This is a genomic window from Mesorhizobium sp. P3_A8, assembly GCF_056402995.1.
On record NZ_JBFUGI010000007.1, the window covers coordinates 95,499 to 119,571 of the forward strand.

Below are 24,073 nucleotides of genomic sequence, written 5' to 3' on the forward strand. Positions count from 1 at the left end.
ACAGGCGGGAGCGCGTGGGCGGCAATATGCCAGCACGAACTTCATTGCCTGCCTTTCCACATCAGCGCCATGAAATAGGGACCGCCGACAAAGGCGGCGATGAGGCCTGCCGGCACCTGCCAGGGGAAGATCAGCGTGCGGCCGGCCCAGTCGGCGGCGACCAGGATCAATCCGCCTGCTATTGCCGAGGCCAGCAACTGCGGTACGGCGCGGCGAAAGCCGATCATGCGGGCAAGATGCGGCGCCATCAGGCCAACGAAGCTCAGCGGCCCGATGACCAATGTCGCGGTCGCGGTGGCAAGCGCGGTGAGCGCGAGCAGAATGGCGCGAACCCGCCCGAGTTGCAGGCCAAGGCCCCGAGCGGTGGTCTCGCCTAGGGGCATGATGTCGAGCCAGCGCGCCGTCAGCGGCGCCAGCGCCAGGACGATGACCGTGACCGTCGCGGCGGTGATGGCATCGGCTGATGTCGCGCGATAGGTCGATCCCGACAACCAGGCGAGCAGGAAATCCATGCGCGGATCGCCGCTGGCCAGAAGCAGTGCGGCGAAGGCCGAGGCGATCGTCGCCACGGCGACGCCGGCCAGCAGCAGCCGCTGCGGCGACAAGGCATTGCGCTGCCCGACCAGCACGACGATCGCCAGCGCCAACAGGGCGCCGGCGAGTGCGGCGCCGAGCATCGCTTTGCGATCAAAGCTGTGGCTCAAGAACAGCAGCGCCAGCACACCAAACGAGGCGCCGCCGGATATGCCGAGCACTTCGGGGGCGGCCATCGGGTTGCCGGTCATGCGCTGCATCAGCGTGCCGGCGACGGCAAGCAGGACGCCCGCCGACAGGGCGACGGCGACGCGGGGCGCGCGCAAGGCAAGCAACTCCGTCGGATCCGCTGATGACACCCAGTGCCAGCCTCCGGCGCCGCGGCCGAAGCCGATGGCGACTACGATGGCGAGGACCAGCACCAGAAGACCTATGATCAACGGCAGTCCGTTTCTCGACAGGCGCGTCGACGACACGATATCCGCCTGCACCTCGGGCGCGCTTCGCATCCGTGGCAACAAGAACAAAAGCAGCGGCGCGCCGAGCAGGGCGGTTGCCGTGCCGGCCGGTATTTCGGCGGCGAGTGGCAGATGCTGCACCAGCCGGTCGGTGAGCCAGAGCAAGGCAACGCCAACAAGCGGCGACAAGAGCATGCGGCGGCCAAGCGTGCGGGCGCCGGCCAGCCGCGCCAGTGCCGGGGCGGCCAGCGCGACAAAACCGATGACGCCGGTCTCGGCGACGACGAGCGCGCTGAGCGCGACGGCGACCGCCATGCCGGCAAGGCGGATGATCGCCGGCCGGGCGCCAAGCGAGGCGGCGCTATCGTCACTGAGATCGAGGAGACGGAGCGGACGCCAGAGCAGAAACGCCGCGCAGATACCGGCGAGCAGCCATGGCGCCAGGCTGATGACGGCGGCATCACCATTCTGCACCAGTGAGCCGCTCTGCCAGATGAACAGCTCTTCGGTGTATTCGCGGTTGAGCGCCATCAGCAGCGCGCCGGCCGAACCGAAGGTGAGGCTGACGATGAGCCCGGCGATGATGATCGACACTGGCGAGAAGCTGCGCCCGCGTGCCAGCGCGAAAACAGCCAGCGTAGCAAGCGCACCGCCGGCCAGCGCCACGCCTTCACGACCTCCCTCCAACAGCCACGGAGCGTAAAGGGTGGCGGCCGCAAGAGCGAGGCTTGCCCCGGCATTGGTGCCGATCGTGGTCGGCTCGGCCAGCGGATTGCGCAGCACATGTTGCATGATGACGCCGGCAAGACCAAGTGCGGCGCCGGCCAGCACGCTGACGGCAAGGCGCGGCAGGAAGGCGTAGCGGTAGAGCAACTGTGCCGGATCGGATGTGTCGGGAGCATTGAGCGCGGTCCACCAGAGTTCGCGCGGCAGCAGATGCGCGAGGTCGAAACCGGTGAACAGCAGCGCCAGGGCCGCCGGTGCGATCACCAGCAGGACAAGCGCCCCGAGCCCATCCCTCGGCTGCGTCAGCGGCAAGGTGGAGGATGTCATGACGTTGCGGCCATGAAGCCGGCGAAGCGCCCGGCAGCAGTGAGGCCGCCAAACGGCCAGACCGGCGGAATGGTCCGCACCTGGCCATTCCTGACGCAAGGCAAATTGGCCCAGAGCGAGCTGCGGGCGATCCGGATTTTTATGTGCGGCGGGATCGGGTCGAGCGAGATCAGTTGTGCCTCGCCGACTGCGACGAGTTCCTCGATGCCGACCGTCGAAAACCCCCATTCATTGGTGGCGCCGGCCCAGGCATTGACGAGGCCGAGCCGGTCGAGAACGTCCTGCAGCAGGCTGCCGGCGCCATAGATGCGGACATGGCGGTCGTCGAACAGGCTGACGACGCAGAGCGGGTTTTGCGGCTTTTGTGCCAGGGAGGTGCGTGCCTCTGCGATCGAGGCGTCGATGCGCTCGACAAGGCCGTTGGCCTGCGCCCCGCGGCCGAGCAATTCGCCAAGCTGTAGCGTCACCTCTCGTGCCTGTGCGTAGGGCGCTGCCTTGCTGCTGTAGAAGGGCACGTTGAAGGTCGGCGCCAGCCTGGTGAAGCTGCTCTCGTCGAGGCCATAGCCATAGGCGCCGAGGATCAGGTCGGGGCGCAATTCCCGGAGCACTTCGAGATTGGGCTCGCTGCGCGATCCCAGGTCGATCGTGGCCTGCGGCAGCGCCGGGCCCTGTACCCAGTCGCCATAGCCGCTGATGTCGCCGACGGCGATTGGCGCCGCGCCGAGCGAGACCACCATTTCGGCTGACGTCCATTCCAGGCAGACGATGCGGGCTGGTGCAGCGGCACGCGCCATGCCGCCCTGCAGGACAAGACCGGTCGTGGCCAGTCCAGCCAGACATTGGCGCCGCGTCAGCGCCGCCATTTTGGCCCGGCCCGCCACATTGCTTCTACCATGTGTATTTCACCGAGCCGTTGATCCTGCGGCCCTCGCCGTAGAAGCAGCCGAAGCCCGAGGAGAAACAGGAGCCGACATAGCGCTTGTCGAACAGATTGCTGACGTTGAGGCTCAGCCTGGCGTTCTGCCAGCTATAATGCACCGCCGCGTCGGCAAGCACGACGGCCGGAACCTTGAAGGAATTGGCGTCGTCGCCATAGGTCGAGCCGACATAGCGGACGCCGGCACCCAGGCCAAGACCTTCGAGCTTGCCGCTGCCGACGGTGTAATTCGCCCACAGCGAGGCCGAATGCTTCGGCACGCCGAAAGGCGTGTTGCCCTGGTTGCTGGTGCCGTCGTCGTTGATGCTGGTCGGGCTGGTGATCTTGGTATCGAGAAAGGTGTAGGCCGCCCTGATATCGAAGCCGGAATCAAGGCTCGCCACAGCTTCCAGCTCAATGCCGCGCGAGCGGATCTCGCCGGTCTGGAAGATGTCGTCGGGGCGACCGGTGCCGCCATAGCGGACGACATTCTGCCGCGTCAGGTCGAAGGCGGAAGCGGTGATGAAGGAATTCCAGCCGACCGGCTGGTATTTCAGGCCAACCTCGTATTGCCGGCCGGTCTCGGGCACGAACAGCGTGCCGTTGCTGTCGGCGCCGGCCACCGGCTGGAACGATTCGGAATAGCTGACATAGGGCGCAAGGCCGTTGTCGGCGAGATAGACAAGGCCCGCCCGGCTGGTGAAGGCGTTGTCTTTCTGCTCGGGAATGTAGCCGCCGGCTAGATTGTCGTAGACTTTGGCGTCAGCCCAGTCCTTACGGCCGCCCAGAGTCAGCCGCCAGTTGCCCAGTTTGATCTGGTCCTGCGCATAGAGGCCGACCTGCTGCTGGGTGGTGTCGGTATCGGTGTAGGGCGTCAGATCACCGATCTTGTAGCCGTAGACCGGATCGAAGATGTTGAACCCATCCTCGACCGTCGCTTCCGATGCATAGTCACGGTAGGTGTAGCGCTTGTAGTCGAGGCCGACGAGCAGCGTGTGGGCGAGCGGGCCGGTGTCGAAATCGGCCTGCGCCTGGTTGTCGATGGTCACGCCGCTGAGCTTGGTGCCACCGGCATCGGCATAGCGGGAATAGTCGCCGCTTGAAGGTTCCAGTCCGTTGGAGTCCGTCAGCCCGCCACCAAAGACGCCCTCCTCGGTGTGTGTGAGATAGACGTAGCGGGCATGCTGGCGCACCTGCCAGATCTCGTTGAAACGGTGATCGAACTCGTAGCCGATCGACGCTTGGTCGTTGTTGTAGGAGTCGAAGCCGGGCTCGCCGACGAACATGCTGTTCTGCAGGTACTTGCCGTCCTTGCCTGGTATGACCGTGCCGTAGGCCGGCAGATATTGCATCGCCCAACCCGAGCGGTCGCGCTGGTAGTTGGCGAGGATGGTCAGGCTGGTGTCGGCGTCGGGCTGCCAGGTGATCGCCGGCGCGATGAAGATACGGTCATCTCCAACGAAATCGGTCTGCGTGTCGCCCATATGGGCAGCGCCGGTCAGGCGAAACAGCAGCGACTTGTCGGCGTTGACCGCGCCGCTGAAATCGAACTTGCCTTCATAGTGGTTGAAGCTGCCGCCGCCGAATTCGACCTCACGCAGCGTCTCCTCGGTCGGGCGCTTGCTGACATAGTTGATGATGCCGCCGGGGCTTGCCTGGCCGTAGAGCACGGAGGCCGGACCGCGCAGCACCTCGTAGCGCTCGGCGCCGTAGGAATCGAGCGCGGTGAAGAGCGTGAAATTGCTCTCCTTGAGCTGCAGCCCATCCCTGTAGAAGACGCCATTGGCGTTCGAAATGCCGCGCAGTTGCAGGCCGAGGCCGCGATTGTCGGTGCCGTAGAGATCGCCGGTGGCGCCGGGCGTGTAGCGCAGGACACCGCCGAGATTGTCGATCGCCTGTGCCTCGATCTGATCCTTGGTGATGACCGAGATCGACTGCGGCGTCTCGATGAGTGGCGTGTCGGTCTTGGTGCCGGTGGAGCCCTTGCTGGCGACGTAGCCCTTGACCGGCCCAAAGGCGCTCTCGACACGGTCCTGGACGTTGATCGGATCAAGCGTGGTAACCTCGTCCTGGGCGAGCGCATGACCGCAGCCAAACAGGGCCGGCAGCGCTGTCGTTGCGATCTGCAGGCCTTTGCGCGCAAGTCCATTCCGCCAGCTTGGTTGCCGTCCAGTGATCATCCGCTGCACCCCCTGCTTTTGCGAATTTTGCCGCGATATCGACTGCCACGACGATTTGTTGATTGTTGCAGTCATCTTCAATGTTGACTAGTAATGTCATGTTTCATAGTCAACCGGGCATTGGACCGCGGAGGCCAGAAATTGGAAAAGCGGGCGGCCGACCTGGAGAAAACCATGACCGTGGCTGGAGCCGAGACTGCCTTTCATATCGACGCGGTGCGGTTTGCCGTCGGCGAGCGGACGCTGCTCGGTCCGGTCTCGCTCGAATTGCAGCGCTCGCGCGTCTACGGGCTGATCGGCCACAATGGGTCGGGCAAGTCGACGCTGATCAAGCTCCTGGCCCGCCAGCAGCCGGCAAGCTCCGGCGCCATCACTTTCGCCAGGCGGCCGTTGCCGCAATGGGGCGCCCGCGAACTCGCCCGTGCGCTCGCCTATCTGCCGCAGACGACGCCGGCCGCAACCGGCCTCACGGTGCGCGAACTGGCAACGCTCGGGCGCTACCCCTGGCATGGCGCGCTTGGCCGCTTCAGCGGGGAAGACAGACGGCATGTCGAGGAGGCGCTTGCGCTGACCGACATGGACGGTTTCGCCGACCGTCTGGTCGATGAATTGTCAGGCGGCGAGCGCCAGCGCGCCTGGCTTGCCATGCTGGTGGCGCAGAATGCCGGCGTCATGCTGCTCGACGAACCGATCTCGGCACTCGACATCGCCCATCAGGTCGAGGTGCTGGCGTTGGTCAAGGAGCTCAGCCGCAAACGCGACCTCTGCGTCGTCGTCGTGCTGCACGATCCCAACATGGCGGCGCGCTATTGCGATGATCTGATCGCGCTCAAGGACGGCAAGCTGCTGACCCGTGGCACACCCGGCGAAATCATGCGGGGCGACGTGCTCAAGGACATTTTCGGCGTGGAGATGGGCGTGTTCGCGCACCCGGTCACCGGCCAACCCGTCGGCTATGTGCAGTGACGAGATTTGATGCGGTGGCGGAATAGGAAGCGGCTGGCCGCTGTGAGAACAAGGAAGAAGCTGTTGTCTAGAACTCGTTTGTTGGCGGCGTTGGTCGCATCGGTAATCCTGGCAGGCGGCTACGCCATGGCCCAGGAGCAACCGGCCGGCGCTGCCCCTGCGGCGCCTGCTACTGCACCCGCACCGACGCCTGCCACGCCCGCCGCTGCAGCACCAGCCACGATGGCACCGGCGCAGCCAGCCGGGGCCGCACCATCGGCGCCGATGGAGTTGAACCTGCCGCACGATTTGTCGCCATGGGGCATGTTCATGGCCGCCGACATCATCGTGAAGGTGGTGATGATCGGACTGGCCTTCGCCTCGCTCGTCACCTGGACGATATGGCTCGCCAAATCGCTGGAGATTTTTGGCGGCAAGCTGCGCATCAGCCGTGCCGTGCGCGCGATTGGCGAGGCCGCGACGCTGAAGCAGGCCAGCCGTGCGCTTGACCGCAGCGGCGGTCCCGGTGCGCTACTGGTCAAGGCGGCGGAGGAAGAGACCGCGCTTTCGGCCGGTGCGCTCGACCATGTCGGCGGCGACGGACTGAAGGAAAGGGTCACCTCGCGGCTGTCGCGCATCGAGGCGGCGGCGTCGCGACGCATGTCACGCGGCACCGGCGTGCTGGCGACGATCGGTTCCACCGCACCTTTCGTCGGCCTGTTCGGCACGGTCTGGGGCATCATGAATGCCTTCATAGGCATTTCACAGGCGCAAACCACCAATCTGGCCGTGGTAGCACCCGGCATCGCCGAAGCGCTGCTGGCCACCGCCATGGGCCTCGTCGCGGCAATTCCGGCGGTGGTGATCTACAACGTCTTCGCCCGCTCGATAGCCGGCTACCGGCAGATCCTCGCCGATGCCTCGGCGGGCGTCGAGAGGCTGGTCAGCCGCGACCTGGATTTCCGCACGGTCGCGCCGGCGACGGCGCTGGCGGCGGAGTAGCGACGCCATGGGAAGCAGAATTCGACAGACCATGGACGACGATCTCGAGGAGAGCCACGAGATCAACGTCACGCCCTTCATCGACGTCATTCTGGTGCTGCTGATCATCTTCATGGTCGCCGCACCGCTGGCGACGGTGGACGTCAATGTCGACCTGCCGGGCTCGACGGCAACACCGGCGCCCAGGCCCGAAACGCCGCTTTTCCTGACCTTGAAAGATGATCTCACGCTGGCGATCGGCAACGACACCGTGCCGCGCCCGGCCTTTGCCGCCACGCTCAACGCCAAGACCAAGGGCGACAAGCAGACGCGCATCTTCCTGCGCGCCGACAAGGCGGTCGCCTATGGCGACCTGATGGAGGCGATGAACCTGCTGCGTGGCGCCGGCTATCTGAAGATCGCGCTGGTCGGCCTGGAGACGGCGCCCACGGCCGACGCCCCGGCACCCGCCCCAGCGGGAGCGGCCGCGCCATGACGCGGTCCGCCGCCTTGCCCACGGTACGGCTGTCGCGCTTCGGTTGGCGCGATCTTGGCCTGTGGACAGGTGCGGCGGTGCTGATGCTTGGCGCCCATGTCGCGGTCGCCTATGGGGTGCAGAGCTTCAGTCCGATCAAGACGGATGGCGGGCCGCCGCCGGCCGCGGTGGTCGAAATGGCGCCGATGGTTGTGACACCGGCGGTACCGGAACAGGCCGCGATGCTGGATGCGGCGATGCCCGACCAGACCGAACCCGTCGCGGAGACCGAAAAGGCCATTGAGGCCGAGTCCGAGAAGGTGACCGAACAAGCAGAACCGACCGTCGAGCCACCGGACACGGTGCCGCCCGACCAGGCCGAGCCGACAGAGACAACCGAGGCCGAACCGGTCGATCAGCCCCCGGATGAGGTCATTCCCGACGTCGTCGAGGCCGCGACGCCAGAGGTGGTCGTTCCGCTGCCGCAGCCAAAGCCGGTCGACGAGCCCAAGGAAAAGAAACCGGTCCGGGCCAAGGCGAAGAAGCCGGTCGAAAAGCCCAAGCCGAAGCCAAAGAAGGAAAAGGCCGAGCCGGCAAAGACGGTTGCCACCGCAAGCGCGGAGACAAAGCCGGCGGCCAAGGCGGCCGCGCCGAAATCGGCGAGCGGGGCTTCAGGCGTCAGCCCGGCCAAGTGGGAATCCCGGCTGACGGCATGGATCAATCGGCACAAGCGCTATCCCAGCGCCGCGAAATCCAGGCGCGCGCAGGGCAATGTGAACGTGACCTTCACAGTGGATGCATCCGGCCGGGTGATGTCGGCCCGCGTGGCCCGTTCTTCAGGCGATGCCGACCTCGACCGCGCTGCGCTCGCCGTGCTGCAGGGCGCAACGGTGCCGGCACCGCCGCCGGAACTCGGTTCGCGCGTCAGCCGCACGGCGCCGTTCGTGTTCAATTTGCGGGATTAGAGCCGTTCAGCTCATCGACTGGCACAACGCTTCAACCTGCTCCAGATAGAAGCGGCATTTCGTACGCAGCGTCCTGAGATTCGGATCGTCGGCGCCATTGATCTCGATGGTCTGCATCATGAAATCGAAATGGGCGTGAAAGGCGTCCGCCGCGCCCCACAGGCTGTCGGCCTGCCAGGTGTCGGCCATCGCCAGGGAAATCAGTTGCCGGGACTCAAGGCGCGCGGCATCCGGTGAGCCCGGCCGGCTGGCGATCAAGATTTGGAGCCGGCCGAAGACGCTGTCCCTGGCGTCGGCGCTCCTGATGGGTGCGATCATGTTCATTGGCGGGTCCCCCTCGAATCTCTATGCTCAATGTGAATTTTGCGGGCTGCGGGCGATCAAGGTGGGGATCGCGGCGGTGTCGGATGGCCGGCCCTTGATGATGTTGGCAAGCTCTGCGTCGGCCTGCTCGAACCAGTAGACCATGTCGGCGCGGCCAAGATCGGCGGCGGCCTTTTTCAAGAGCGGCAGCAGGCTTTGCAGCGCACAGACTGTCTCCCACCGGTTCGGCCGCGAGCCGGCCGGCGCACACAGGGCTGATGGTTGCATTCGCTACGCTCTCCTTGGCTGAGCGTGGCTTTCCTTTGCATTCGGCTTGGGATGCATCGGGTTGCCGCTGAGCTGCGCATGCCTTGCCGGCCGCGCGCCGCGCAGGACATCGAAGGCTTCGGCATAGGCCATGCCCAAGAGATAGGAGATCATGGGAAAACGGCTTGCTTCGGCCATCTGCACCAGCTCATTGCTCATCGATGCGATATATTGAAGGCTATCGATCTCTGACTGACGAAGGGTCTGATTTGGCACGGTCTGCTCCTGTCATCGGGTGGTACTCAGGGAACGCGTACTGGTAGCACTGGACATAGTAAGACGGCTAATTAATCGACTGACCCGCCGAATGCGGGCTTGGTTCCGGGGTCGCGAGTGTCAACGCATAGATGGGCGCGTCGGTAAGGCGGTCGAGGCCGAGAAGACGCTTGATCGCCGAATGGTTGAGAGCTGCCGTGGGGCAGGCCGACAGACCATGCCTGGTCGCCGCCAGCATCATGTTCTGGCCGATATGGCCCGCCTCGATCAGCACCACGCGATAGGCGTTGGCGTCCTCGTATTTCCACATGGTGCGATCGAGCCTGGCGCAAAGCAGGATCAGGCAAGGCATGGCATCCGCCCATTCCTGCCCGCCGACCAGTTCGGCGATCTTGGGCAGATGGTTGGCCGAGATCCTGCCAAGGTCGTGATCGGCGGCGGAGTAATGATAGACGCCGGGCTCCAGCCCCTCGACGCCAAGCGCAACCACATAGGCCTCGTAGGGGTTGCGGGCGCCGCCCGAAGGGGTCATGCCCAGCGGCAGGGCGCCGACGCAATTGCTGGTCTCGCCGGTAATGCCCATACCCGCGAACAGGCAATCGGAGAGTTGCTGCGCGGTGATGGTGGGCGCGGCCGCGGTGCGGTTGGTGCGGCGCCGCGCCATCATGGTCAGAAGCTCGTTGTCGTCGAGTGCGTTCGGCAGCGCAATGGCGCCGGTGGCATTCTTGAGCACGAGGTCGGGCTGCGCGACGTGACCGGCGCGGTCGATCTGGCGTGCCTCGGCCTGGTCAATGGTCATGAACTCTGCGTCCTGCACGCAGAAATGCATCAGCGCGGTCGGGATGCCCCACCTCCACTGTCCGGAAAATTTGGTTTCCTGTTCGGCCAGTGGCGAGCCGGCGGTGACCAGAGCGGAAAAATCAATCAATTGCGGGACGACAGCATTCAGGTCGGACTTCGACCATCCGTGGGCGCGCGCGATCTCCGCCGTGGAGGCCCACTCGTCCCAGGATGCAAGAAGACCGATCACCTCGGCGCTGCATTCGAAGACGCTTCTGGTCAGGAAATTGCAGGCCGTGACCTTGTTGGTCCCGGGATAGAAGACAAGTGTTTTTGAAGAGCGCATTTTCATGATGCTGAATGCCGTTTTGTGAAAGTGAGACGCCGACAGGCGAAGAGCCCGTCGGCGCCGAACGACTTCAGCGCTTGTTGTAGTGCATGCCCTGCGAGAAGAAGACGGTCTGCGTGCCCGCGGCGACCGTCAGCTTCGGGGCATTGTTCACTTTCTTGGCCATTTTTGTCCCTTTCCCGACCCCCCAATGGGATCTGTTGAAAGATCCCCACACCGGGATCCGCGAGAAGAAAGGTAAGGTCGAAAGAGTTAATGGTTTGTTAAAATTGTAGTAAAGCCAGTGTGATCTAAAATATCTTTCTTGTCGATAAAGTCTAAAAAAACGATTTTGCTCAGATATGGAGTAGGCAATCGCTAGCATACGCTTTTTCGGTATATTCTTATTCTTATTTAGCGTAACCGAGCGACGCCCAAAGGTGCCCCCGGCTTTGGGAGGACGACATGCATGGAAACAAAGACCTGAAGGGGGGTCGCACCAGTGGCGACGCGACGCGGTTCAGCCCAGGCCGTCCCGGACGAGGCTGGCGACGAGTTGATCGATGCCCGGGTCGTCAAGCCTGACGACATGGGCCATGCGGATCGCATGCCGTGGCCGGATACCGGACATATCCTGCCGCATGATGACCGATACGAATGCCGGCCCAGCCTCGGTCAGCAGCATGGCCTTACCCGTCAGCACCGGTTCGGAGATGGGAGCCCATTGCACGGAGATCAGGGACGGTTCGCCGGTCTGGCGACGGTTGACGCCGCTGAAATAAATCCAGTTCAGGCGCGAGATCGCCACGCCATAGTGGTTGCCGCGCGCCCGAGCCCATGTCGAGCCACGGCGTTCCGACCATCCGGTAACCCGGCGGAATGTGACCAGTTCGGCCTCTCGACGCACGAAGGTCACCGACCGCATCAACAGGTCGGGACGGGTCGGGATCGAAAAGTAGGTGAAATAGGTGCCGCCCGCGATCGATGGGGCGGGTGGGCGGATCATCTGGTTGAACAGGCTTTCGGAAATCGGCGGCAGGCCGAGAGCCATAGGCTCGGGAGTACCAGAGTCCTGGTACAGTTCGGCCTCGCCGATGCGGAAGTAGTCACAGATCAGCTTGGCAGTGGCCTTGTTCGGGACGGTCTGTCCCTGCAGGTACCGCTCGAACTGCGTGCGGTTGATACCCAACTCACGGCATACCGCGCTAACGGAGGCATGGTCCTTGCAGAGCCGTCTAAGATTTGCAGCGAGGTTCTCGCGAATGGACACGTATTTGCTTTCGCAGGCGACTTCTTCATTCCGACTCGGAATCCATATAGCGCCTTCGGTCGCCCCCGCCGAAACGCCTTGTCACAACACACAGAAAAAACTGATTTGAGAACGCCACTCTAATGGGACGGCTTGCAAAAAAAATAGCGCCGATCCAGCGGGCGGCCATCGCCATAAGTCCAATTGACAATTGCCTTGCGCCGGAGACCGCGAGATCGCCTATGGCTTTTTTTGGGGACATTGGCGCTGAGCGCCGGGTCGCTATGCGTGGAACGGCGCCTGCGCGCTGGCAGTGCGGCGGAAAAGCGGAAAACCGATTGTTCCGATGGTGGAGCTGAGGAGGATCGAACTCCTGACCTCGTCATTGCGAACGACGCGCTCTCCCAGCTGAGCTACAGCCCCGTCCAACGGATGGCGCATTTATCGGGCGCGGCGGATTTCTGTCAAGGCGGCGTTTTGCCGAAATCCTTGTTGTCTGGTGCGTCGGCTGCCGGCCCTTGCCGGTTTGGTGCGCAATGGCTACATGTCGGCAACAATTGGAGACCGGCATGCTCGCCCTCATTCAAACCATCGTCATGGCGCTCGACCTCTATTGGTGGGTCATCATCGCCTCGGCGATCTTTTCCTGGCTCTACGCCTTCAACGTCGTCAACTCGCGCAACCAGTTCGTCGGCAGCATCGGCAACATGCTCTATCGGCTGACCGAGCCGGCGCTGCGGCCGATCCGCCGCTTCATTCCGGACCTTGGCGGCGTCGACATTTCGCCAATCATCCTGCTCTTGATCTTGTTCTTCCTCAGGCAGTTCATTCTCACCACGATAGCGCCGCTGCTGCTGGGCGCTTGACGACTGCATGAGCGCGCCGTTCCGCATCCGCGAGAACGGCATCGATCTGTTTGTCCGGCTGACACCAAAATCTTCCGTCGACAGGTTTGAGGGCGTCGAGACATCGGCGGACGGGCGAAGCCATTTGAAGGCGCGGGTCCGCGCCGTGCCGGAAAACGGCGCCGCCAATCAGGCACTGGAGAAGCTGGTCGCCAAGGCGCTGGGCGTGCCGGCATCGGCTGTTTCGATTGTTGCCGGCGGCACGGCACGGCTCAAGACACTGCGCATAGCGGGTGATCCGGAGGCGCTGGCGAAGGCTGTTGAGACGCTCGACTTATAGAGCCCAGTTCGGCCAGGTCGCGCCCCCTCATCCGGCCGCTACGCGGCCACCTTCTCCCCGAGGGGAGAAGAGGCTGGCGCCGGCGCTGACCGGCTCCTCTCACCTCGGGGAGAGGTCGGATTGTCCCGAATTGCCCTTTGCAATTCGGTTGGCAATCCGGGTGAGGGGGGCTTTGCCCCGCGTGATCACCCCGGTTCGCCTTCAATCGCCCAGCGGCAGCCTTGGATCGTCGACCTTCAGCGTGTTCACGCTCTGCTTGATGCGGCGCAAATTCTCCAGCACCTTCGGACCGCGTGTCTCGGCAACCGATGTCACGATCATGTCGACGATCGCCAGCAGCGCATAGCGCGACGATGTCGGCTTGTAGATGTTGCCGTCCTCGAGCGGCTGCAGATGGATGACGGTGTCGGCGACCTTGGCAAGTGCGGAGTCGGGCGCGGTGATGGCGACCGTGGTGGCGCCATATTGCTGGGCGACCTGCACCGCCTCGATGACCGATCGCGCATAGCCGGACACCGAAAAAGCGACCAGCGTGGTTTCTGATGTGGCAACGGCGGCGTACATGCGCTGCAACTGGCCGTCGATCTGGGCCAGCACCGGCAGGCCGAGCCGGAACAGCCGGTTCTGCATTTCGGTCGCCATCATCGACGAGATGCCGCCGGAGCCGATGCACAGCACATTGCCCGACGTCGCGAGCCGCTCAGCGACAGCGACCAGCGTCGTCATGTCGAGGTTCTCGCTGGCGCGCTGGATGGCCGAGATCGCCGCTTCGGTGATGGCGGTGGCGATACGCTGCTCGCGCGCATCGCGGCTCAGCGGCTCGGGCGACAGATACTGGCCGCCGATGGCGATGGCTTGCGCCAGATAGAATTTGAAATCGCGCAGGCCCTCGCAACCGAGATTGCGGCAGAAGCGGGTCACCGTCGGCTCACTGACGCCGACGCGCGCGGCAATCTCCGAAATCGCCGCCTTGGAGGCGAAGTCGAGATCGGAGAGCACAAGGCTCGCCAGCCGGCGATCCGACTTGGTGCCGTCCTGCGACATCAGCTGCAGCCGCGTGATGATGTCGGCCGGCGTCTTCATGCCCGTGTTTTCGTCCTCATGTTTGTCGCTTCGTCTTCATGCGATTGCCTTCGCAGGGGTAGGCGTTATAGCGGCAGGCCCGTCGCCTTGTCGAACAGATGGATGTTGCCGGGATCGACCGACACCGGAAGCAGGTCGCCCGGCCGGACCGGCACCCTGTCGCGGAACACGGCGCGCACCGTATCACTGCCGATGGCGCCATAGACGTGTGTTTCCGAGCCCGTCGGCTCGACGACATCCACTTTGAGCGCCATGGCGTCGGCGGCCTCACCAATGATGAAGTGCTCAGGCCGAATACCGGCCTCCACGGCGCTGTCCGCCGGTACCGCCTTGCCGGCAAGCGCGAGCCGGCCGCCGCCGGCCGACTCGAACCAGGTTTTGTCAGACGTCGACTTGAGGGCCCCGGACACAAAACTCATCGACGGCGAGCCGAGGAAGCCGGCGACGAACTTGTTGGCCGGTTTGTCGTAGAGCTCGAGCGGTGCTCCGACCTGCTGGATCCGGCCGCGGTCCATCACGACGATGCGGTCGGCCATGGTCATGGCCTCGATCTGGTCGTGGGTGACATAGACGATCGTCGATTTCAGCCGCTGGTGCAGCGCCTTGATCTCGGTGCGCATCTGCACGCGCAATTGCGCGTCGAGGTTGGACAGCGGCTCGTCGAACAGGAACACCGAGGGCTCGCGCACGATGGCGCGGCCCATGGCGACACGCTGGCGCTGGCCGCCCGATAGCTGGCGCGGATAGCGGTCGAGATAGGAATAGAGGTTGAGGACGCCGGAGGCCTTCTTGACCTTCTGGTCGATCGCCGCGCGGTTCTCGCCACGGATTTTTGGGCCGAAGCCGATATTGTCGGATGCCTTCAAATGCGGGAACAGCGCATAGGACTGGAACACCATGGCGATGTTGCGCTGCTGCGGCGGCAAATCGTTGGCGCGCGTGCCGCCGATCAGCAGATCGCCCGAACTGATCGTCTCCAGGCCGGCCAGCATACGCAGCAGGGTCGACTTGCCGCAGCCGGACGGGCCGACCAGCACCACGAACTCACCGCTCTTGATGTCGAGGCTGATGTTTTCCAGGATCTTGTGCTGCCCGAACGATTTCGACAGGTCGCGAAACTCGACGTCGGTCATGATCACGCTCCCAATATGTCGTCGATGAACGGCAGGCAGCCGGCGGTCAGCCCCGCATCCACGGGCATCACCACGCCTGTTATGCCCGATGCGCGGTCCGAGGCAAGGAAGGCCACGGCTTCCGCCACTTCCGCGGCATTGACGATGCGGCCGAGCGGATAGAGCCGCTTGAGCTTGCCGAGGATTTCCGGGTCCTTGGCCAGGCGATGGTCCCAGGCGGCGGTGCGGATCGATCCGGGGCAGACAACATTGGCGCGCACACCGCTGCGGCCGAGCTCGACGGCGATCGACTTGGCATAGGCGTTGATGCCGGCCTTGGCCGCGGCATAGGCAGGGTTGCCGAAATGGGCGATGGCGTTGACGGAGGAGATGAAGACGACGCTGCCTGAGCCGCGCGCCGCCATCGCCTTCGCAATTGGGTCGGTGAACATCATCACCCCGGTCAAATTGAGGTCGAGCTCGTGCTTGATCTTGTCGGCGTTGAGCGCGGAAATCGTCTCGGCGCGCGTCCAGCCGGCATTGTTGATCAGGATGTCAGGCACGCCGTCCTTCTCGATCACAGAAGCGATCCCCGCCTCTATCGAAGCCCGGTCGAGAAGGTTGAAGACATGGCGCAAGGCAAGGTGCGGGCTTGCCAGCGCCTCCTGCGACTGGTCGCAGCCGACCACCCGTGCGCCTCTGCCGGCCAGCAGTGCGACGATCGCCGAGCCAAGGCCGCCGCCGGCGCCGGTGACAACGACAGTGCGGCCCTCGAATTCGGCTTTCGAAACCACGGCGCTCGCTCCTCCGGCAGGTCAGGCAGATGTCGGCAGGCTAATGAATGGAATGTAATTAAGCAACATGATAATCTGCTTGCATGCCGTAAATTCCTCGATAATGTAGGAAAGTCACATAAATCTTGCGCCAGCCATCGGCACAAGGAGCGCTAATGCGCGGAACAATGGGAGAGTTAAGATGAGCCTTGCCAAATGGACTGTCGGCCTGATGGCCGGAATGAGCATGCTGGCCTTCGCCGCGCAGGCGAATGCGGGTGAAGTGCGCGTCACCGTCGCCGAATACAGCGCCAAGACCGGCCCGTATTTCGAAGCGGTGAAGAAGGAATTCGAAGCCAAGAACCCCGGCATCACCGTCAAGTTCGAAGTCGTGCCGTGGGATGTGCTGTTGCAGAAGCTGACCACCGACATCACCGCCGGCACCAATGCGGATCTCTCGATCATCGGCACGCGCTGGCTGATCGACTTCGTCCAGCAGGATGTTGCCGAGCCGCTCGACGGCTATATCACGCCTGAATTCAAGGGCCGCTTCATCGACACCTTCCTGTCGCCCTCGATCATGAGCGGCAAGACCTACGGTCTGCCGATCGCCGCCTCGGCGCGCGCCATGTACTACAACAAGGAGCTGTTCGAGAAGGCCGGCATCGCCAAGCCGCCGGCAACCTGGACCGAGCTGCAGGATGATGCGCGCAAGATCAAGGCGCTGGGATCCGGCACCTTCGGTTTCGGCCTGCAGGGCAAGGAGATCGAGACCGACGTCTATTACTACTATGCGATGTGGTCGCAGGGCACCGAGATCCTCAACAAGGACGGTACGTCGGGCCTTGGCACGCCGGGTGCGCTCGAGGCCGCCAAGCTCTACAAATCGATGATCGACGAGGGGCTGACCGAACCCGGCGTCACCTCCAACAACCGCGAGGACGTGCAGAACCTGTTCAAGCAGGGCAAGGTCGGCATGATGATCACCGCGCCCTTCCTGTCCAACCAGATCAAGGATGAGGCGCCGACCCTGAAATACGGCGTCGCCGCCATTCCGGCCGGCCCGACCGGCGCGCGCGGCACCTATGGCGTCACCGATTCCATGATCATGTTCAAGAACTCCAAGAACAAGGATGAGGCCTGGAAACTGATGGACTTCCTGTTCACCACCGAGCAGCGCGCCAAGTTCACGCAAGGCGAAGGCTTCCTGCCGGTGAACAAGGAAGAGGCCAAGATGGATTACTACGTCAACAACGCCGATCTGGCCGCCTTCACCGCACTGCTGCCCGACGCCCGCTTCGCGCCGGTCATTCCGGGCTGGGAAGAAGTTGCCCAGATCACCTCGGACGCGATGCAGAAGATCTATCTCGGCGGCGACCCCGAGGCAGGCCTGAAGGAAGCGGCGGCCAAGGCCAACGCGGTCCTCAAGAAATAGGGCGTATCTCCCTGCGCCCGTGGCGCGCCCCAGACTCAGGCGGGGCGCGCCACTCCCTTGGTTTCCCGCCCGGTGCGGTGGATCCGAAATTCGCATAGAAACTTCTGATCCACGCGCCGAGGCGCAGGCCAGCCGATGCAAAATCGCTTCTTGCCCTATCTCCTGACCTTGCCGAGCCTGTTCCTGGCGGCGGTCGTCATCTTCTGGCCGGTCTGGGACCTGATCCAGATCTCGACGCATGACGTCAACCGCTTCGGCCAGTTGCGCGAGTTCAGCGGCCTTGCCAATTTCGCGGCACTTGCCGCCGATCCCGACTTCGTCGCCGCACTCTGGCGCACCGGCCTATGGACCGTGCTGGTGGTCGGCGGCGCGCTGCTGCTGTCGGTGCCGGTGGCAATGATCCTCAACACCGACTTTTACGGGCGCGGCATCGCTCGTGTCATCATCATGCTGCCCTGGGCGGTGTCGCTGACCATGACGGCGGTGGTCTGGCGCTGGGCGCTGAGCGGCGAAAGCGGCATGCTGAATTCGGCGCTGCTTGGCCTCGGCATCATCGACCACAACATCCAGTGGCTGGCGCAGGCCAGTACCGCGTTCCCGATGCAGGTGCTGATTGGCATATTGGTGACGGTGCCGTTCACCACGACGATCTTCCTCGGCGGCCTGTCGTCGATACCGGACGATCTCTATGAGGCGGCGGCGCTTGAGGGCGCCACGCCGCTGCAGCAGTTCCGCGAGATCACCTTTCCGCTCTTAAAGCCGTTCATCAACATCGCCATCGTGCTCAACACCATCTACGTCTTCAACTCGTTCCCGATCATCTGGGTGATGACGCAGGGCGGGCCGGCCAACTCGACCGACATCCTGGTCACCCACCTCTACAAGCTCGCCTTCCGCATCGGCAAACTGGGCGAGGCGTCTGCGGTGTCGCTGGTGATGTTCGCCATATTGCTGGTCTTCACCATGATCTATGTTCGCCTCGCCATGCGGGAGCAGCGCGCATGACAAGCAAACTCAAGCGCACGGTCATCGCCTGGCTGCTGCTGGCGCCTTTGATCGTGGTGACGATCTTTCCCTTTGCGGTGATGTTCCTGACTGCGGTCAAGCCGCGGCAGGAGGTGCTGTCGCCGACCTGGTGGCCGAGCGAGTTCCGCTGGTCGAATTTTGCCGACATGTGGGTCGCGACCGGCTTCGGCCAGGCGCTGGCCAATTCGCTTTACGTCTCGATTATCGCTACGGTCGGCGCCATCCTCATCTCTGTGCCGGCGGCCTACGCCATGTCGCGCTTTCGCTTTGCCGGCTATGGTGCCTTCCGCCAGTTCCTGCTTATCTCGCAGATGATCTCGCCGATCGTGCTGGTGCTCGGCCTGTTCCGGCTGATGGCGGCCTGGGGGCTGGTGGAAAGCACTACGGCGCTAGGCTTCATCTACATGGCCTTCAACGTCGCGTTCACCGTGTGGATGCTGCAGAGCTATTTCGACACCATCCCGCGCGATCTCGAGGAGGCCGCATGGATGGAGGGCGCCGGCCGCTGGCTGACGCTGCGAAAGGTGTTCCTGCCACTCTGCCTGCCGGCGATCGCGGTGACGGCAATCTTCACCTTCATCAACGCTTGGAACGAATTCGTCGTCGCGCTCACCATGCTGCGCAGCCAGGAGAGCTACACGCTGCCGATCCAGGTGTTCTCGCTGGTCGCGGGCCGCTACACGATCGAGTGGCATCACGTCATGGCGGCGACACTGCTGGCGACCTTGCCGGTGGCGATCCTGTTCATCTGGTTGCAGCGCTATCTGGTCCGCGGGCTGGCGCTCGGAGCCGTCAAATAGCCGTTACATCTTTGGAGCTTTCATGCGCATTTTCACCGCCTCGCTGGCGACGGAAACCAACACCTTCTCGCCGGTGCCGACCGACCGGGCCTCGTTCGAGATGGCCTTCTACGCCGGGCCGAGCAAGCATCCTGAGACGCCCACGCTGTGTTCCTCGCCGATCGTCGCCTTGCGCCGGCGCGCGGCAAAGGAAGGACTGACCGTGATCGAGGGCACCGCCACCTGGGCGGAGCCCGGTGGCCTGGTGCAGCGGCAGACCTATGAGGCGCTGCGCGACGAGATTCTCGAGCAGCTCAAGGCGGCACTGCCGGTCGATGCGGTTATCCTGGGCCTGCATGGCGCCATGGTGGCGCAAGGCTATGACGATTGCGAAGGCGATCTGCTGGAACGTGTGCGCGCAATCGTCGGTACTAAAGTGGTGATCGCCTCCGAGTTCGATCCGCACAGCCATTTGACGCCGAAGCGCGTGGCGGCGTCCGATATCATGGCCTACTTCCTCGAATTCCCGCACACCGACTTCTACGAGCGCGGCGAACATGTCGTCGAGCTTGGGCTGGCTGCCGCGCGCGGTGAGATCAAGCCTGTCATTTCGACCTTCGACTGCCGCATGATCCAGGTGCTGCCGACCAGCCGCGAGCCGATGCGCTCCTTCGTCGACCGCATCAAGGCGCTGCACGGCAAGGACGGCGTACTGTCGGTCTCGGTCATCCACGGCTTCATGGCGGCCGATGTGCCGGAAATGGGTACGCGCATCCTGGTCGTCACCGACAATGATGAGGCCAAGGGCGACGCGCTGGCGGAGCGGCTGGGACGCGAACTCTATGCCTTGCGCGAAAAGACGGCGATGACAATGCTGAGCACCGAGGCCGGTATCGATCGTGCCTTGGCCGTACGCGCCGAAAATCCGAGCAAGCCGGTGGTGGTCGCCGACATCTGGGATAATCCCGGCGGCGGCGTTGCGGGCGACGGTACGGTCGTGTTGCGCGCCATGCTGGAACGTGGCCTGAACAATGTCGGCATGGCGACGATCTGGGATCCGATCGCCGTGACCTTCTGTCAGGCGGCGGGCGAGGGCGCCGTCATCGATCTGCGCTTCGGCGGCAAGGCCGGGCCGTTGGCGGGCGAGCCGATCGACGCGCGCGTCAAGGTGTTGAAGGCCGTTCCGGAGGGCTGGCAGAGTTTCGGCCCGAGCCGGGTGACGCTCGGACCGACCGCGCTGGTCCGCATCGAAGGCACCGAGGTCGATATCATCCTCAACACCAACCGCACGCAGACCTTCGAACCGGATATCTTTTCCAATATCGGCGTCGATCCGATGAGCAAGGATATCCTGCTGATCAAGTCGACCAACCATTTTTATGCCGGTTTCGAGCCTATCGCCGCCGAGATCATCTATGTCACCGCGCCGAGTTCGTATCCGAGCAATCCGGCGGTAACCGATTATAAGAAGCTGACGCGGCCGGTGTGGCCACGGGTGCCGGATCCTTGGAAGCTGCCAATCTCCCCCCTTGTGGGGGAGATGCCCGGCAGGGCAGAGGGGGGCGCGAAGGATCGCGACCTCTCTTAGTTTGGATGAGCAAGGATATTCGACGGACCGGAGGGATTGTCATCGACTGACAGGCCAGCGGGACAGCGCCCCCCTCTGGCCTGCCGGCCATCTCCCCCACGAGGGGGGAGATCGGCTAATCACACCAATCCCCGCTTCACCATCATCGCTTCCGGCGACGGCATCTTGCCGCGAAACGCCGTGTAGAGCTCTTCGGGGTCCTTCGAGCCGCCGGCGGCGTAGATGTTCTTCCTCAACCGTTCGGCCAGCGCCGGGTTGAAGGGATCGCCGGTCTCCTCGAAGGCAGCGAAAGCGTCGGCGTCGAGCACTTCCGACCACATGTAGGAATAGTAGCCGGCCGAATAGCCGTCGCCCGAAAAGACATGGCCGAAATGCGGGGTGCGGTGGCGCATGGCGATGGTGTCGGGCATATCGAGTTTTGCCAGCGTTTCGGCTTCGAAACGAAGCGGTTCAGCCGGAGCGTCGGGCCGAGCGTGATAGGCCATGTCCATCAAGGCGGAGGAGGTGAATTCGACCGTGGCGAAGCCGGCGCCGAAGGTGCGCGTAGCCAGCATCTTGTCGAGCAGCGCCTTCGGCATCGGCTTGCCGGTCTTGACGTGCAGCGCATGCTTTTCCAGCACCGCCGGCACCGTCAGCCAGTGCTCGTAGAGCTGCGAGGGCAGTTCGACGAAATCGCGGCTGACCGAAGTACCCGCAACCGACGGCCAGGTGACGTCGGTCAGCATGCCGTGCAGCGCGTGGCCGAATTCATGGAACAGCGTTTTCGCCTCGTCGACCGACAGCAGTGCCGGCTCGCCTGCCGGCGGCTTGGCGAAGTTCATGATGTTGTAGATCACCGGCTTCGAGCCGCCACCCAGTCTGTAGCCGGACTTCAGCGCGCTCATCCAGGCGCCGGAACGCTTGGAGGGCCGCGCGAAATAATCGGCGAGGAACAGGCCGCGCTCGCTGCCGTCGGCATTTTTCACCACGAAGACACGCGCGTCGGGGTGCCAGGCGGCAATACCCCTCTTCTCCTCGAAGGTGATGCCGAACAGTCTGGTTGCCACGTCGAAGCAGGCGTCGATGACGCGGTCGAGCTGCAGATAGGGCTTCAGCTCGGCCTCATCGAAGGCGAATTTTTCCGCGCGCAGCTTCTCCTGGTAGAAGCGCCAGTCCCAGGCGGCGAACTTTTCGTTGCTGCCGGCTTCCGCCGCCAGCCGTTCCAACTCCTTCTGGTCGGCGGCGGCCTTTTCAAGCGCCTTTTCCCAGACCGGGTCGAGCAGGTCGTGCACCGCCTTCGGCGTCTTGGCCATGGTGTCGTCGAGCTTCAGCGCAGCGAAGGAGGCGTAGCCGAGCAGTTTGGCCTTTTCGGCGCGCAGCTTCAGCATGTCGCGCACAACTGACGTGTTATCGGTGGCGCCGCCATTCTGGCCGCGCATGGTGAAGGCTTTGAAGGCGATCTCGCGCAGGTCGCGGCGTTCCGAGAAGGTCGAGAACGGCTCATAGATCGATCGCGACAAGGTGACGGCGTAGCGGCCCTTCTGGTCGCGCATTTCGGCCGCTTCCGCCATCGAGCTCTTGACGAAGTCGGGCAGGCCGACAAGGTCCGCTTCGTCGAGGAACAGCGCCCAGTCGCGTTCGTCGGCCAGCACGTTCTGGCCGAAAGTCGTGCCGAGTGAGGACAGCTCTTCGCTGATCTTCGCCAGCCGCTTCTTGCCGTCGGCATCGAGCTTGGCGCCGGAACGGACGAAACCCTTCCAGGTCTTCTCCAGCACCCGCAGTGTCTCCGCGTCGAGGCCCAGGCTCTGGCGGCGCTGGTAGAGGTCGTCGATGCGGGCAAACAGTCTCTCGTTCATCGAGATCGCCGAGAAATGCCTGGACATTTTTGGCGAAATATCGCGCTCCAGCGCCTGGATAGTGTCGTTGGTGTAAGCGCCGGCGCGGCACCAGAAGATCGACGAGACGTGATCGAGCGCCTCGCCACCGAGTTCCAGCGCTTCAAGCGTGTTCTCGATGGTCGCTGCATCCTTGTTGCCGGCGATCGCCTCGATCTCGGCCTCATGCGCCTTCAGCGCCGCATCGAAGACCGGGGAGAAATCGTCGTCGCCGATATGAGCAAAGTCGGGCAGGCCGAGCGGCCCTTGCCACGTGGTCAGCGGATGGGCGGCGAGATCGATGGCTTGTTTGGAAGTCATGAGCTGTCTTTCGAATATGACGGCGAGGGGAAGGGTGGTCACCACCGATGTAGGGCGCTGGTTTGCCGCGCGCAACAGCGCCGGTGGTCAGGCTTTCGTCAGTAGCCCTCGCAGTTTTCGGCGATTGCCGCCTGCGAGCTGGCGGTGATGCGGTTGTCGGTCACCGCGAAGGTTTCCTGCATCAGCATGTCATTGTTGGGGAAGTCGTAGCAGGCGATCACCGTGGTTACGCCGCCCTCGCTCTTCTCGATGCGGTGGCGGATCGCAGCACCGGCAACAGCACCTTTCCATTCGTCGAGCGAGGCGATGAATTCCTGCTTGCTTTGAACGACGCCGAGGTCATCGAGTTTGATGCGGACATCGTCGGCAAGCAGATCTGCGAGTTCGGTGCGGTCGGCGACGAGCAGCGCCGAATACCAGCGGCTGATGATGGCGCCGTCATCGGCGCGGGCGGCAATGATCGCTATCAGCAGCGCGGCCGCCGTGAAAACGACCGAGCGGACGTTCATCACCTGGCGCGCCTTGCCGTTCATTCCAGCACCGGCCGCTCGAAATCGCCGGTTTCCTTGTTCATCACCCAGAGCTCGCCGGTCGAGATGTCGAACCAGGCCCCATGCAGCGACAGCCGTCCCTTGCCCTCGAGGATCGAGACGCAAGGAAAGGTCCTGAGATTGGCGATGGAATAGCGGATCGAGATGCGTTCCAATGCCGTCTGGCGCTCCGTTGCCGTCATGAAGGTGCTGGAGGAGACGGTTTCGGCAGCCGGGGCGATCAGGCTCATCCACTTGCCGATGAAGTCGCCGGGAGACAGCGGCGCCGAATTGGGGTCGAGCGCGGCGCGGATGCCGCCACAGCGGCCGTGACCCATGACGACGATGTTCTTGACCTTGAGGCTCTGCACCGCGAATTCGAGCGCGGCCGAGGTCGAATGGAACTCGCCATCCGGCTCGTAGGGCGGCACCAGATTGCCGACATTGCGCAGCACGAAGAGCTCGCCTGGCCCGGCGTCGAAGATCGCTTCGGGGGCCGATCGGGAGTCACAACAGGCGACGATCATGGTTTCCGGGGCCTGGCCCTCCCGGGCGAGCTCGCGATAGCGGCCGCTCTCGGTGAGGTAGCGGCCATTCATGAAATTGCGGTAGCCGGCGAGGAGGTGGTCGGGAAGATGAGGCATGGGCGGCTTTCCAGGTTGGAGGCGGCAGCTCTTT

At 63.7% G+C, this 24,073-nt stretch carries 24 protein-coding genes and 1 tRNA gene; 10 read left to right on the forward strand and 15 right to left on the reverse strand.

All coding sequences use genetic code 11. From position 1 onward, the window contains the following. Positions 1-41: 41 nt before the first annotated feature. The 3 genes from fhuB to AC1DX4_RS17910 are packed head-to-tail and all read right to left on the reverse strand — an operon-like array spanning position 42 to position 5,141. Positions 42-2,045: a Fe(3+)-hydroxamate ABC transporter permease FhuB gene (gene fhuB / locus AC1DX4_RS17900; RefSeq protein WP_477221561.1), complete on the reverse strand. Its 2,004-nt coding sequence runs from the start codon at positions 2,043-2,045 to the stop codon at positions 42-44. After that, positions 2,042-2,908 (reverse strand): ABC transporter substrate-binding protein, encoded by an 867-nt coding sequence (locus tag AC1DX4_RS17905; protein ID WP_477221562.1) that lies wholly within the window; start codon positions 2,906-2,908, stop codon positions 2,042-2,044. The genes fhuB and AC1DX4_RS17905 overlap by 4 nt, the downstream gene beginning before the upstream one ends. A gap of 25 nt (positions 2,909-2,933) precedes the next feature. Continuing rightward, a complete protein-coding gene (locus tag AC1DX4_RS17910) occupies positions 2,934-5,141 on the reverse strand; it encodes a TonB-dependent siderophore receptor (RefSeq protein WP_477221563.1) in 2,208 nt (735 codons plus the stop codon). 174 nt (positions 5,142-5,315) lie between these two features. On the opposite strand from AC1DX4_RS17910, the gene AC1DX4_RS17915 reads away from it, so the two are divergent. The 4 genes from AC1DX4_RS17915 (at position 5,316) to AC1DX4_RS17930 (ending at position 8,507) form a co-directional block, all read left to right on the forward strand. Next, positions 5,316-6,107 carry an ATP-binding cassette domain-containing protein gene (locus AC1DX4_RS17915; RefSeq protein ID WP_477221564.1) on the forward strand — a complete coding sequence of 264 codons (792 nt, stop codon included), beginning with the start codon at positions 5,316-5,318 and terminating at the stop codon, positions 6,105-6,107. A gap of 63 nt (positions 6,108-6,170) precedes the next feature. Continuing rightward, a complete protein-coding gene (exbB, locus tag AC1DX4_RS17920; RefSeq protein ID WP_477221565.1) occupies positions 6,171-7,088 on the forward strand; it encodes a tonB-system energizer ExbB in 918 nt (305 codons plus the stop codon). A gap of 7 nt (positions 7,089-7,095) precedes the next feature. Then, complete coding sequence (gene exbD / locus AC1DX4_RS17925) at positions 7,096-7,563, forward strand: TonB system transport protein ExbD (protein WP_477221566.1); 468 nt, start codon at positions 7,096-7,098, stop codon at positions 7,561-7,563. After that, positions 7,560-8,507: an energy transducer TonB family protein gene (locus AC1DX4_RS17930; protein WP_477221567.1), complete on the forward strand. Its 948-nt coding sequence runs from the start codon at positions 7,560-7,562 to the stop codon at positions 8,505-8,507. Before exbD ends, AC1DX4_RS17930 begins: the two co-directional genes overlap by 4 nt. A 6-nt stretch (positions 8,508-8,513) precedes the next feature. On the opposite strand, the gene AC1DX4_RS17935 is transcribed toward AC1DX4_RS17930, so the two are convergent. The 6 genes from AC1DX4_RS17935 to AC1DX4_RS17960 form a co-directional block, all read right to left on the reverse strand. Then, complete coding sequence (locus tag AC1DX4_RS17935) at positions 8,514-8,831, reverse strand: hypothetical protein (protein ID WP_477221568.1); 318 nt, start codon at positions 8,829-8,831, stop codon at positions 8,514-8,516. Positions 8,832-8,858: 27 nt separating this feature from the next. After that, positions 8,859-9,098 carry a hypothetical protein gene (locus AC1DX4_RS17940; RefSeq protein ID WP_477221569.1) on the reverse strand — a complete coding sequence of 80 codons (240 nt, stop codon included), beginning with the start codon at positions 9,096-9,098 and terminating at the stop codon, positions 8,859-8,861. A gap of 3 nt (positions 9,099-9,101) precedes the next feature. Continuing rightward, on the reverse strand, positions 9,102-9,353 hold the full coding sequence (locus AC1DX4_RS17945) for a hypothetical protein (RefSeq protein WP_475455982.1): 252 nt from the start codon (positions 9,351-9,353) through the stop codon (positions 9,102-9,104). A 67-nt stretch (positions 9,354-9,420) separates the two neighbouring features. After that, on the reverse strand, positions 9,421-10,479 hold the full coding sequence (locus AC1DX4_RS17950) for a SagB/ThcOx family dehydrogenase (RefSeq protein ID WP_477221570.1): 1,059 nt from the start codon (positions 10,477-10,479) through the stop codon (positions 9,421-9,423). Positions 10,480-10,981: 502 nt separating this feature from the next. Next, a complete protein-coding gene (locus tag AC1DX4_RS17955; RefSeq protein ID WP_477221571.1) occupies positions 10,982-11,731 on the reverse strand; it encodes a helix-turn-helix domain-containing protein in 750 nt (249 codons plus the stop codon). A 326-nt stretch (positions 11,732-12,057) separates the two neighbouring features. Next, positions 12,058-12,133 (reverse strand) — tRNA-Ala (locus tag AC1DX4_RS17960). A gap of 146 nt (positions 12,134-12,279) precedes the next feature. Between AC1DX4_RS17960 and AC1DX4_RS17965 the strand changes: the two genes are divergently transcribed. Then, the gene (locus AC1DX4_RS17965; RefSeq protein ID WP_477221572.1) at positions 12,280-12,576 is read left to right on the forward strand and encodes a YggT family protein; all 297 of its coding nucleotides are present in this window, start codon (positions 12,280-12,282) and stop codon (positions 12,574-12,576) included. Between the two features lie 7 nt (positions 12,577-12,583). Continuing rightward, a complete protein-coding gene (locus AC1DX4_RS17970) occupies positions 12,584-12,895 on the forward strand; it encodes a DUF167 domain-containing protein (protein WP_477221573.1) in 312 nt (103 codons plus the stop codon). Positions 12,896-13,096: 201 nt separating this feature from the next. Here AC1DX4_RS17970 and AC1DX4_RS17975 read toward each other — a convergent pair whose 3' ends face one another. The 3 genes from AC1DX4_RS17975 to AC1DX4_RS17985 form a co-directional block, all read right to left on the reverse strand. Beyond that, positions 13,097-13,978, reverse strand: coding sequence for a MurR/RpiR family transcriptional regulator (locus AC1DX4_RS17975; protein ID WP_477221574.1), 882 nt, complete (start codon positions 13,976-13,978; stop codon positions 13,097-13,099). 65 nt (positions 13,979-14,043) lie between these two features. Beyond that, entirely contained in the window at positions 14,044-15,111 is a 1,068-nt protein-coding gene (locus tag AC1DX4_RS17980; RefSeq protein ID WP_477221575.1) for an ABC transporter ATP-binding protein, read from the reverse strand. A gap of 2 nt (positions 15,112-15,113) precedes the next feature. Then, the gene (locus AC1DX4_RS17985) at positions 15,114-15,884 is read right to left on the reverse strand and encodes an SDR family oxidoreductase (RefSeq protein WP_477221576.1); all 771 of its coding nucleotides are present in this window, start codon (positions 15,882-15,884) and stop codon (positions 15,114-15,116) included. 181 nt (positions 15,885-16,065) lie between these two features. Here AC1DX4_RS17985 and AC1DX4_RS17990 point away from each other — a divergent pair, with 181 nt between their 5' ends. The 4 genes from AC1DX4_RS17990 (at position 16,066) to AC1DX4_RS18005 (ending at position 20,691) form a co-directional block, all read left to right on the forward strand. Beyond that, complete coding sequence (locus tag AC1DX4_RS17990; protein WP_477221577.1) at positions 16,066-17,298, forward strand: ABC transporter substrate-binding protein; 1,233 nt, start codon at positions 16,066-16,068, stop codon at positions 17,296-17,298. A 135-nt stretch (positions 17,299-17,433) separates the two neighbouring features. Next, positions 17,434-18,303: a carbohydrate ABC transporter permease gene (locus AC1DX4_RS17995; protein WP_475456000.1), complete on the forward strand. Its 870-nt coding sequence runs from the start codon at positions 17,434-17,436 to the stop codon at positions 18,301-18,303. Next, positions 18,300-19,124 (forward strand): carbohydrate ABC transporter permease, encoded by an 825-nt coding sequence (locus AC1DX4_RS18000; protein WP_172222440.1) that lies wholly within the window; start codon positions 18,300-18,302, stop codon positions 19,122-19,124. Before AC1DX4_RS17995 ends, AC1DX4_RS18000 begins: the two co-directional genes overlap by 4 nt. A 22-nt stretch (positions 19,125-19,146) precedes the next feature. After that, entirely contained in the window at positions 19,147-20,691 is a 1,545-nt protein-coding gene (locus AC1DX4_RS18005) for a M81 family metallopeptidase (RefSeq protein WP_477221578.1), read from the forward strand. A 119-nt stretch (positions 20,692-20,810) separates the two neighbouring features. On the opposite strand, the gene AC1DX4_RS18010 is transcribed toward AC1DX4_RS18005, so the two are convergent. The 3 genes from AC1DX4_RS18010 to AC1DX4_RS18020 form a co-directional block, all read right to left on the reverse strand. Continuing rightward, entirely contained in the window at positions 20,811-22,865 is a 2,055-nt protein-coding gene (locus AC1DX4_RS18010; protein ID WP_477221579.1) for a M3 family metallopeptidase, read from the reverse strand. Between the two features lie 98 nt (positions 22,866-22,963). Beyond that, complete coding sequence (locus tag AC1DX4_RS18015; protein WP_477221580.1) at positions 22,964-23,398, reverse strand: nuclear transport factor 2 family protein; 435 nt, start codon at positions 23,396-23,398, stop codon at positions 22,964-22,966. Continuing rightward, positions 23,395-24,039, reverse strand: coding sequence for a carbonic anhydrase (locus AC1DX4_RS18020; RefSeq protein WP_027060457.1), 645 nt, complete (start codon positions 24,037-24,039; stop codon positions 23,395-23,397). Before AC1DX4_RS18020 ends, AC1DX4_RS18015 begins: the two co-directional genes overlap by 4 nt. Positions 24,040-24,073 lie beyond the last annotated feature (34 nt).

Excerpts from the sequence above, each read along its gene's own strand:
- fhuB (WP_477221561.1), bottom strand. The coding sequence starts at position 2,045 with ATGACATCCTCCACCTTGCCGCTGACGCAGCCGAGGGATGGGCTCGGG.
- AC1DX4_RS17905 (WP_477221562.1), bottom strand. The coding sequence starts at position 2,908 with ATGGCGGCGCTGACGCGGCGCCAATGTCTGGCTGGACTGGCCACGACC.
- AC1DX4_RS17910 (WP_477221563.1), bottom strand. The coding sequence starts at position 5,141 with ATGATCACTGGACGGCAACCAAGCTGGCGGAATGGACTTGCGCGCAAA.
- AC1DX4_RS17915 (WP_477221564.1), top strand. The coding sequence starts at position 5,316 with ATGACCGTGGCTGGAGCCGAGACTGCCTTTCATATCGACGCGGTGCGG.
- exbD (WP_477221566.1), top strand. The coding sequence starts at position 7,096 with ATGGGAAGCAGAATTCGACAGACCATGGACGACGATCTCGAGGAGAGC.
- AC1DX4_RS17930 (WP_477221567.1), top strand. The coding sequence starts at position 7,560 with ATGACGCGGTCCGCCGCCTTGCCCACGGTACGGCTGTCGCGCTTCGGT.
- AC1DX4_RS17935 (WP_477221568.1), bottom strand. The coding sequence starts at position 8,831 with ATGAACATGATCGCACCCATCAGGAGCGCCGACGCCAGGGACAGCGTC.
- AC1DX4_RS17940 (WP_477221569.1), bottom strand. The coding sequence starts at position 9,098 with ATGCAACCATCAGCCCTGTGTGCGCCGGCCGGCTCGCGGCCGAACCGG.
- AC1DX4_RS17950 (WP_477221570.1), bottom strand. The coding sequence starts at position 10,479 with ATGCGCTCTTCAAAAACACTTGTCTTCTATCCCGGGACCAACAAGGTC.
- AC1DX4_RS17965 (WP_477221572.1), top strand. The coding sequence starts at position 12,280 with ATGCTCGCCCTCATTCAAACCATCGTCATGGCGCTCGACCTCTATTGG.
- AC1DX4_RS17970 (WP_477221573.1), top strand. The coding sequence starts at position 12,584 with ATGAGCGCGCCGTTCCGCATCCGCGAGAACGGCATCGATCTGTTTGTC.
- AC1DX4_RS17975 (WP_477221574.1), bottom strand. The coding sequence starts at position 13,978 with ATGAAGACGCCGGCCGACATCATCACGCGGCTGCAGCTGATGTCGCAG.
- AC1DX4_RS17980 (WP_477221575.1), bottom strand. The coding sequence starts at position 15,111 with ATGACCGACGTCGAGTTTCGCGACCTGTCGAAATCGTTCGGGCAGCAC.
- AC1DX4_RS17990 (WP_477221577.1), top strand. The coding sequence starts at position 16,066 with ATGAGCCTTGCCAAATGGACTGTCGGCCTGATGGCCGGAATGAGCATG.
- AC1DX4_RS17995 (WP_475456000.1), top strand. The coding sequence starts at position 17,434 with ATGCAAAATCGCTTCTTGCCCTATCTCCTGACCTTGCCGAGCCTGTTC.
- AC1DX4_RS18000 (WP_172222440.1), top strand. The coding sequence starts at position 18,300 with ATGACAAGCAAACTCAAGCGCACGGTCATCGCCTGGCTGCTGCTGGCG.
- AC1DX4_RS18005 (WP_477221578.1), top strand. The coding sequence starts at position 19,147 with ATGCGCATTTTCACCGCCTCGCTGGCGACGGAAACCAACACCTTCTCG.
- AC1DX4_RS18010 (WP_477221579.1), bottom strand. The coding sequence starts at position 22,865 with ATGACTTCCAAACAAGCCATCGATCTCGCCGCCCATCCGCTGACCACG.
- AC1DX4_RS18015 (WP_477221580.1), bottom strand. The coding sequence starts at position 23,398 with ATGAACGGCAAGGCGCGCCAGGTGATGAACGTCCGCTCGGTCGTTTTC.
- AC1DX4_RS18020 (WP_027060457.1), bottom strand. The coding sequence starts at position 24,039 with ATGCCTCATCTTCCCGACCACCTCCTCGCCGGCTACCGCAATTTCATG.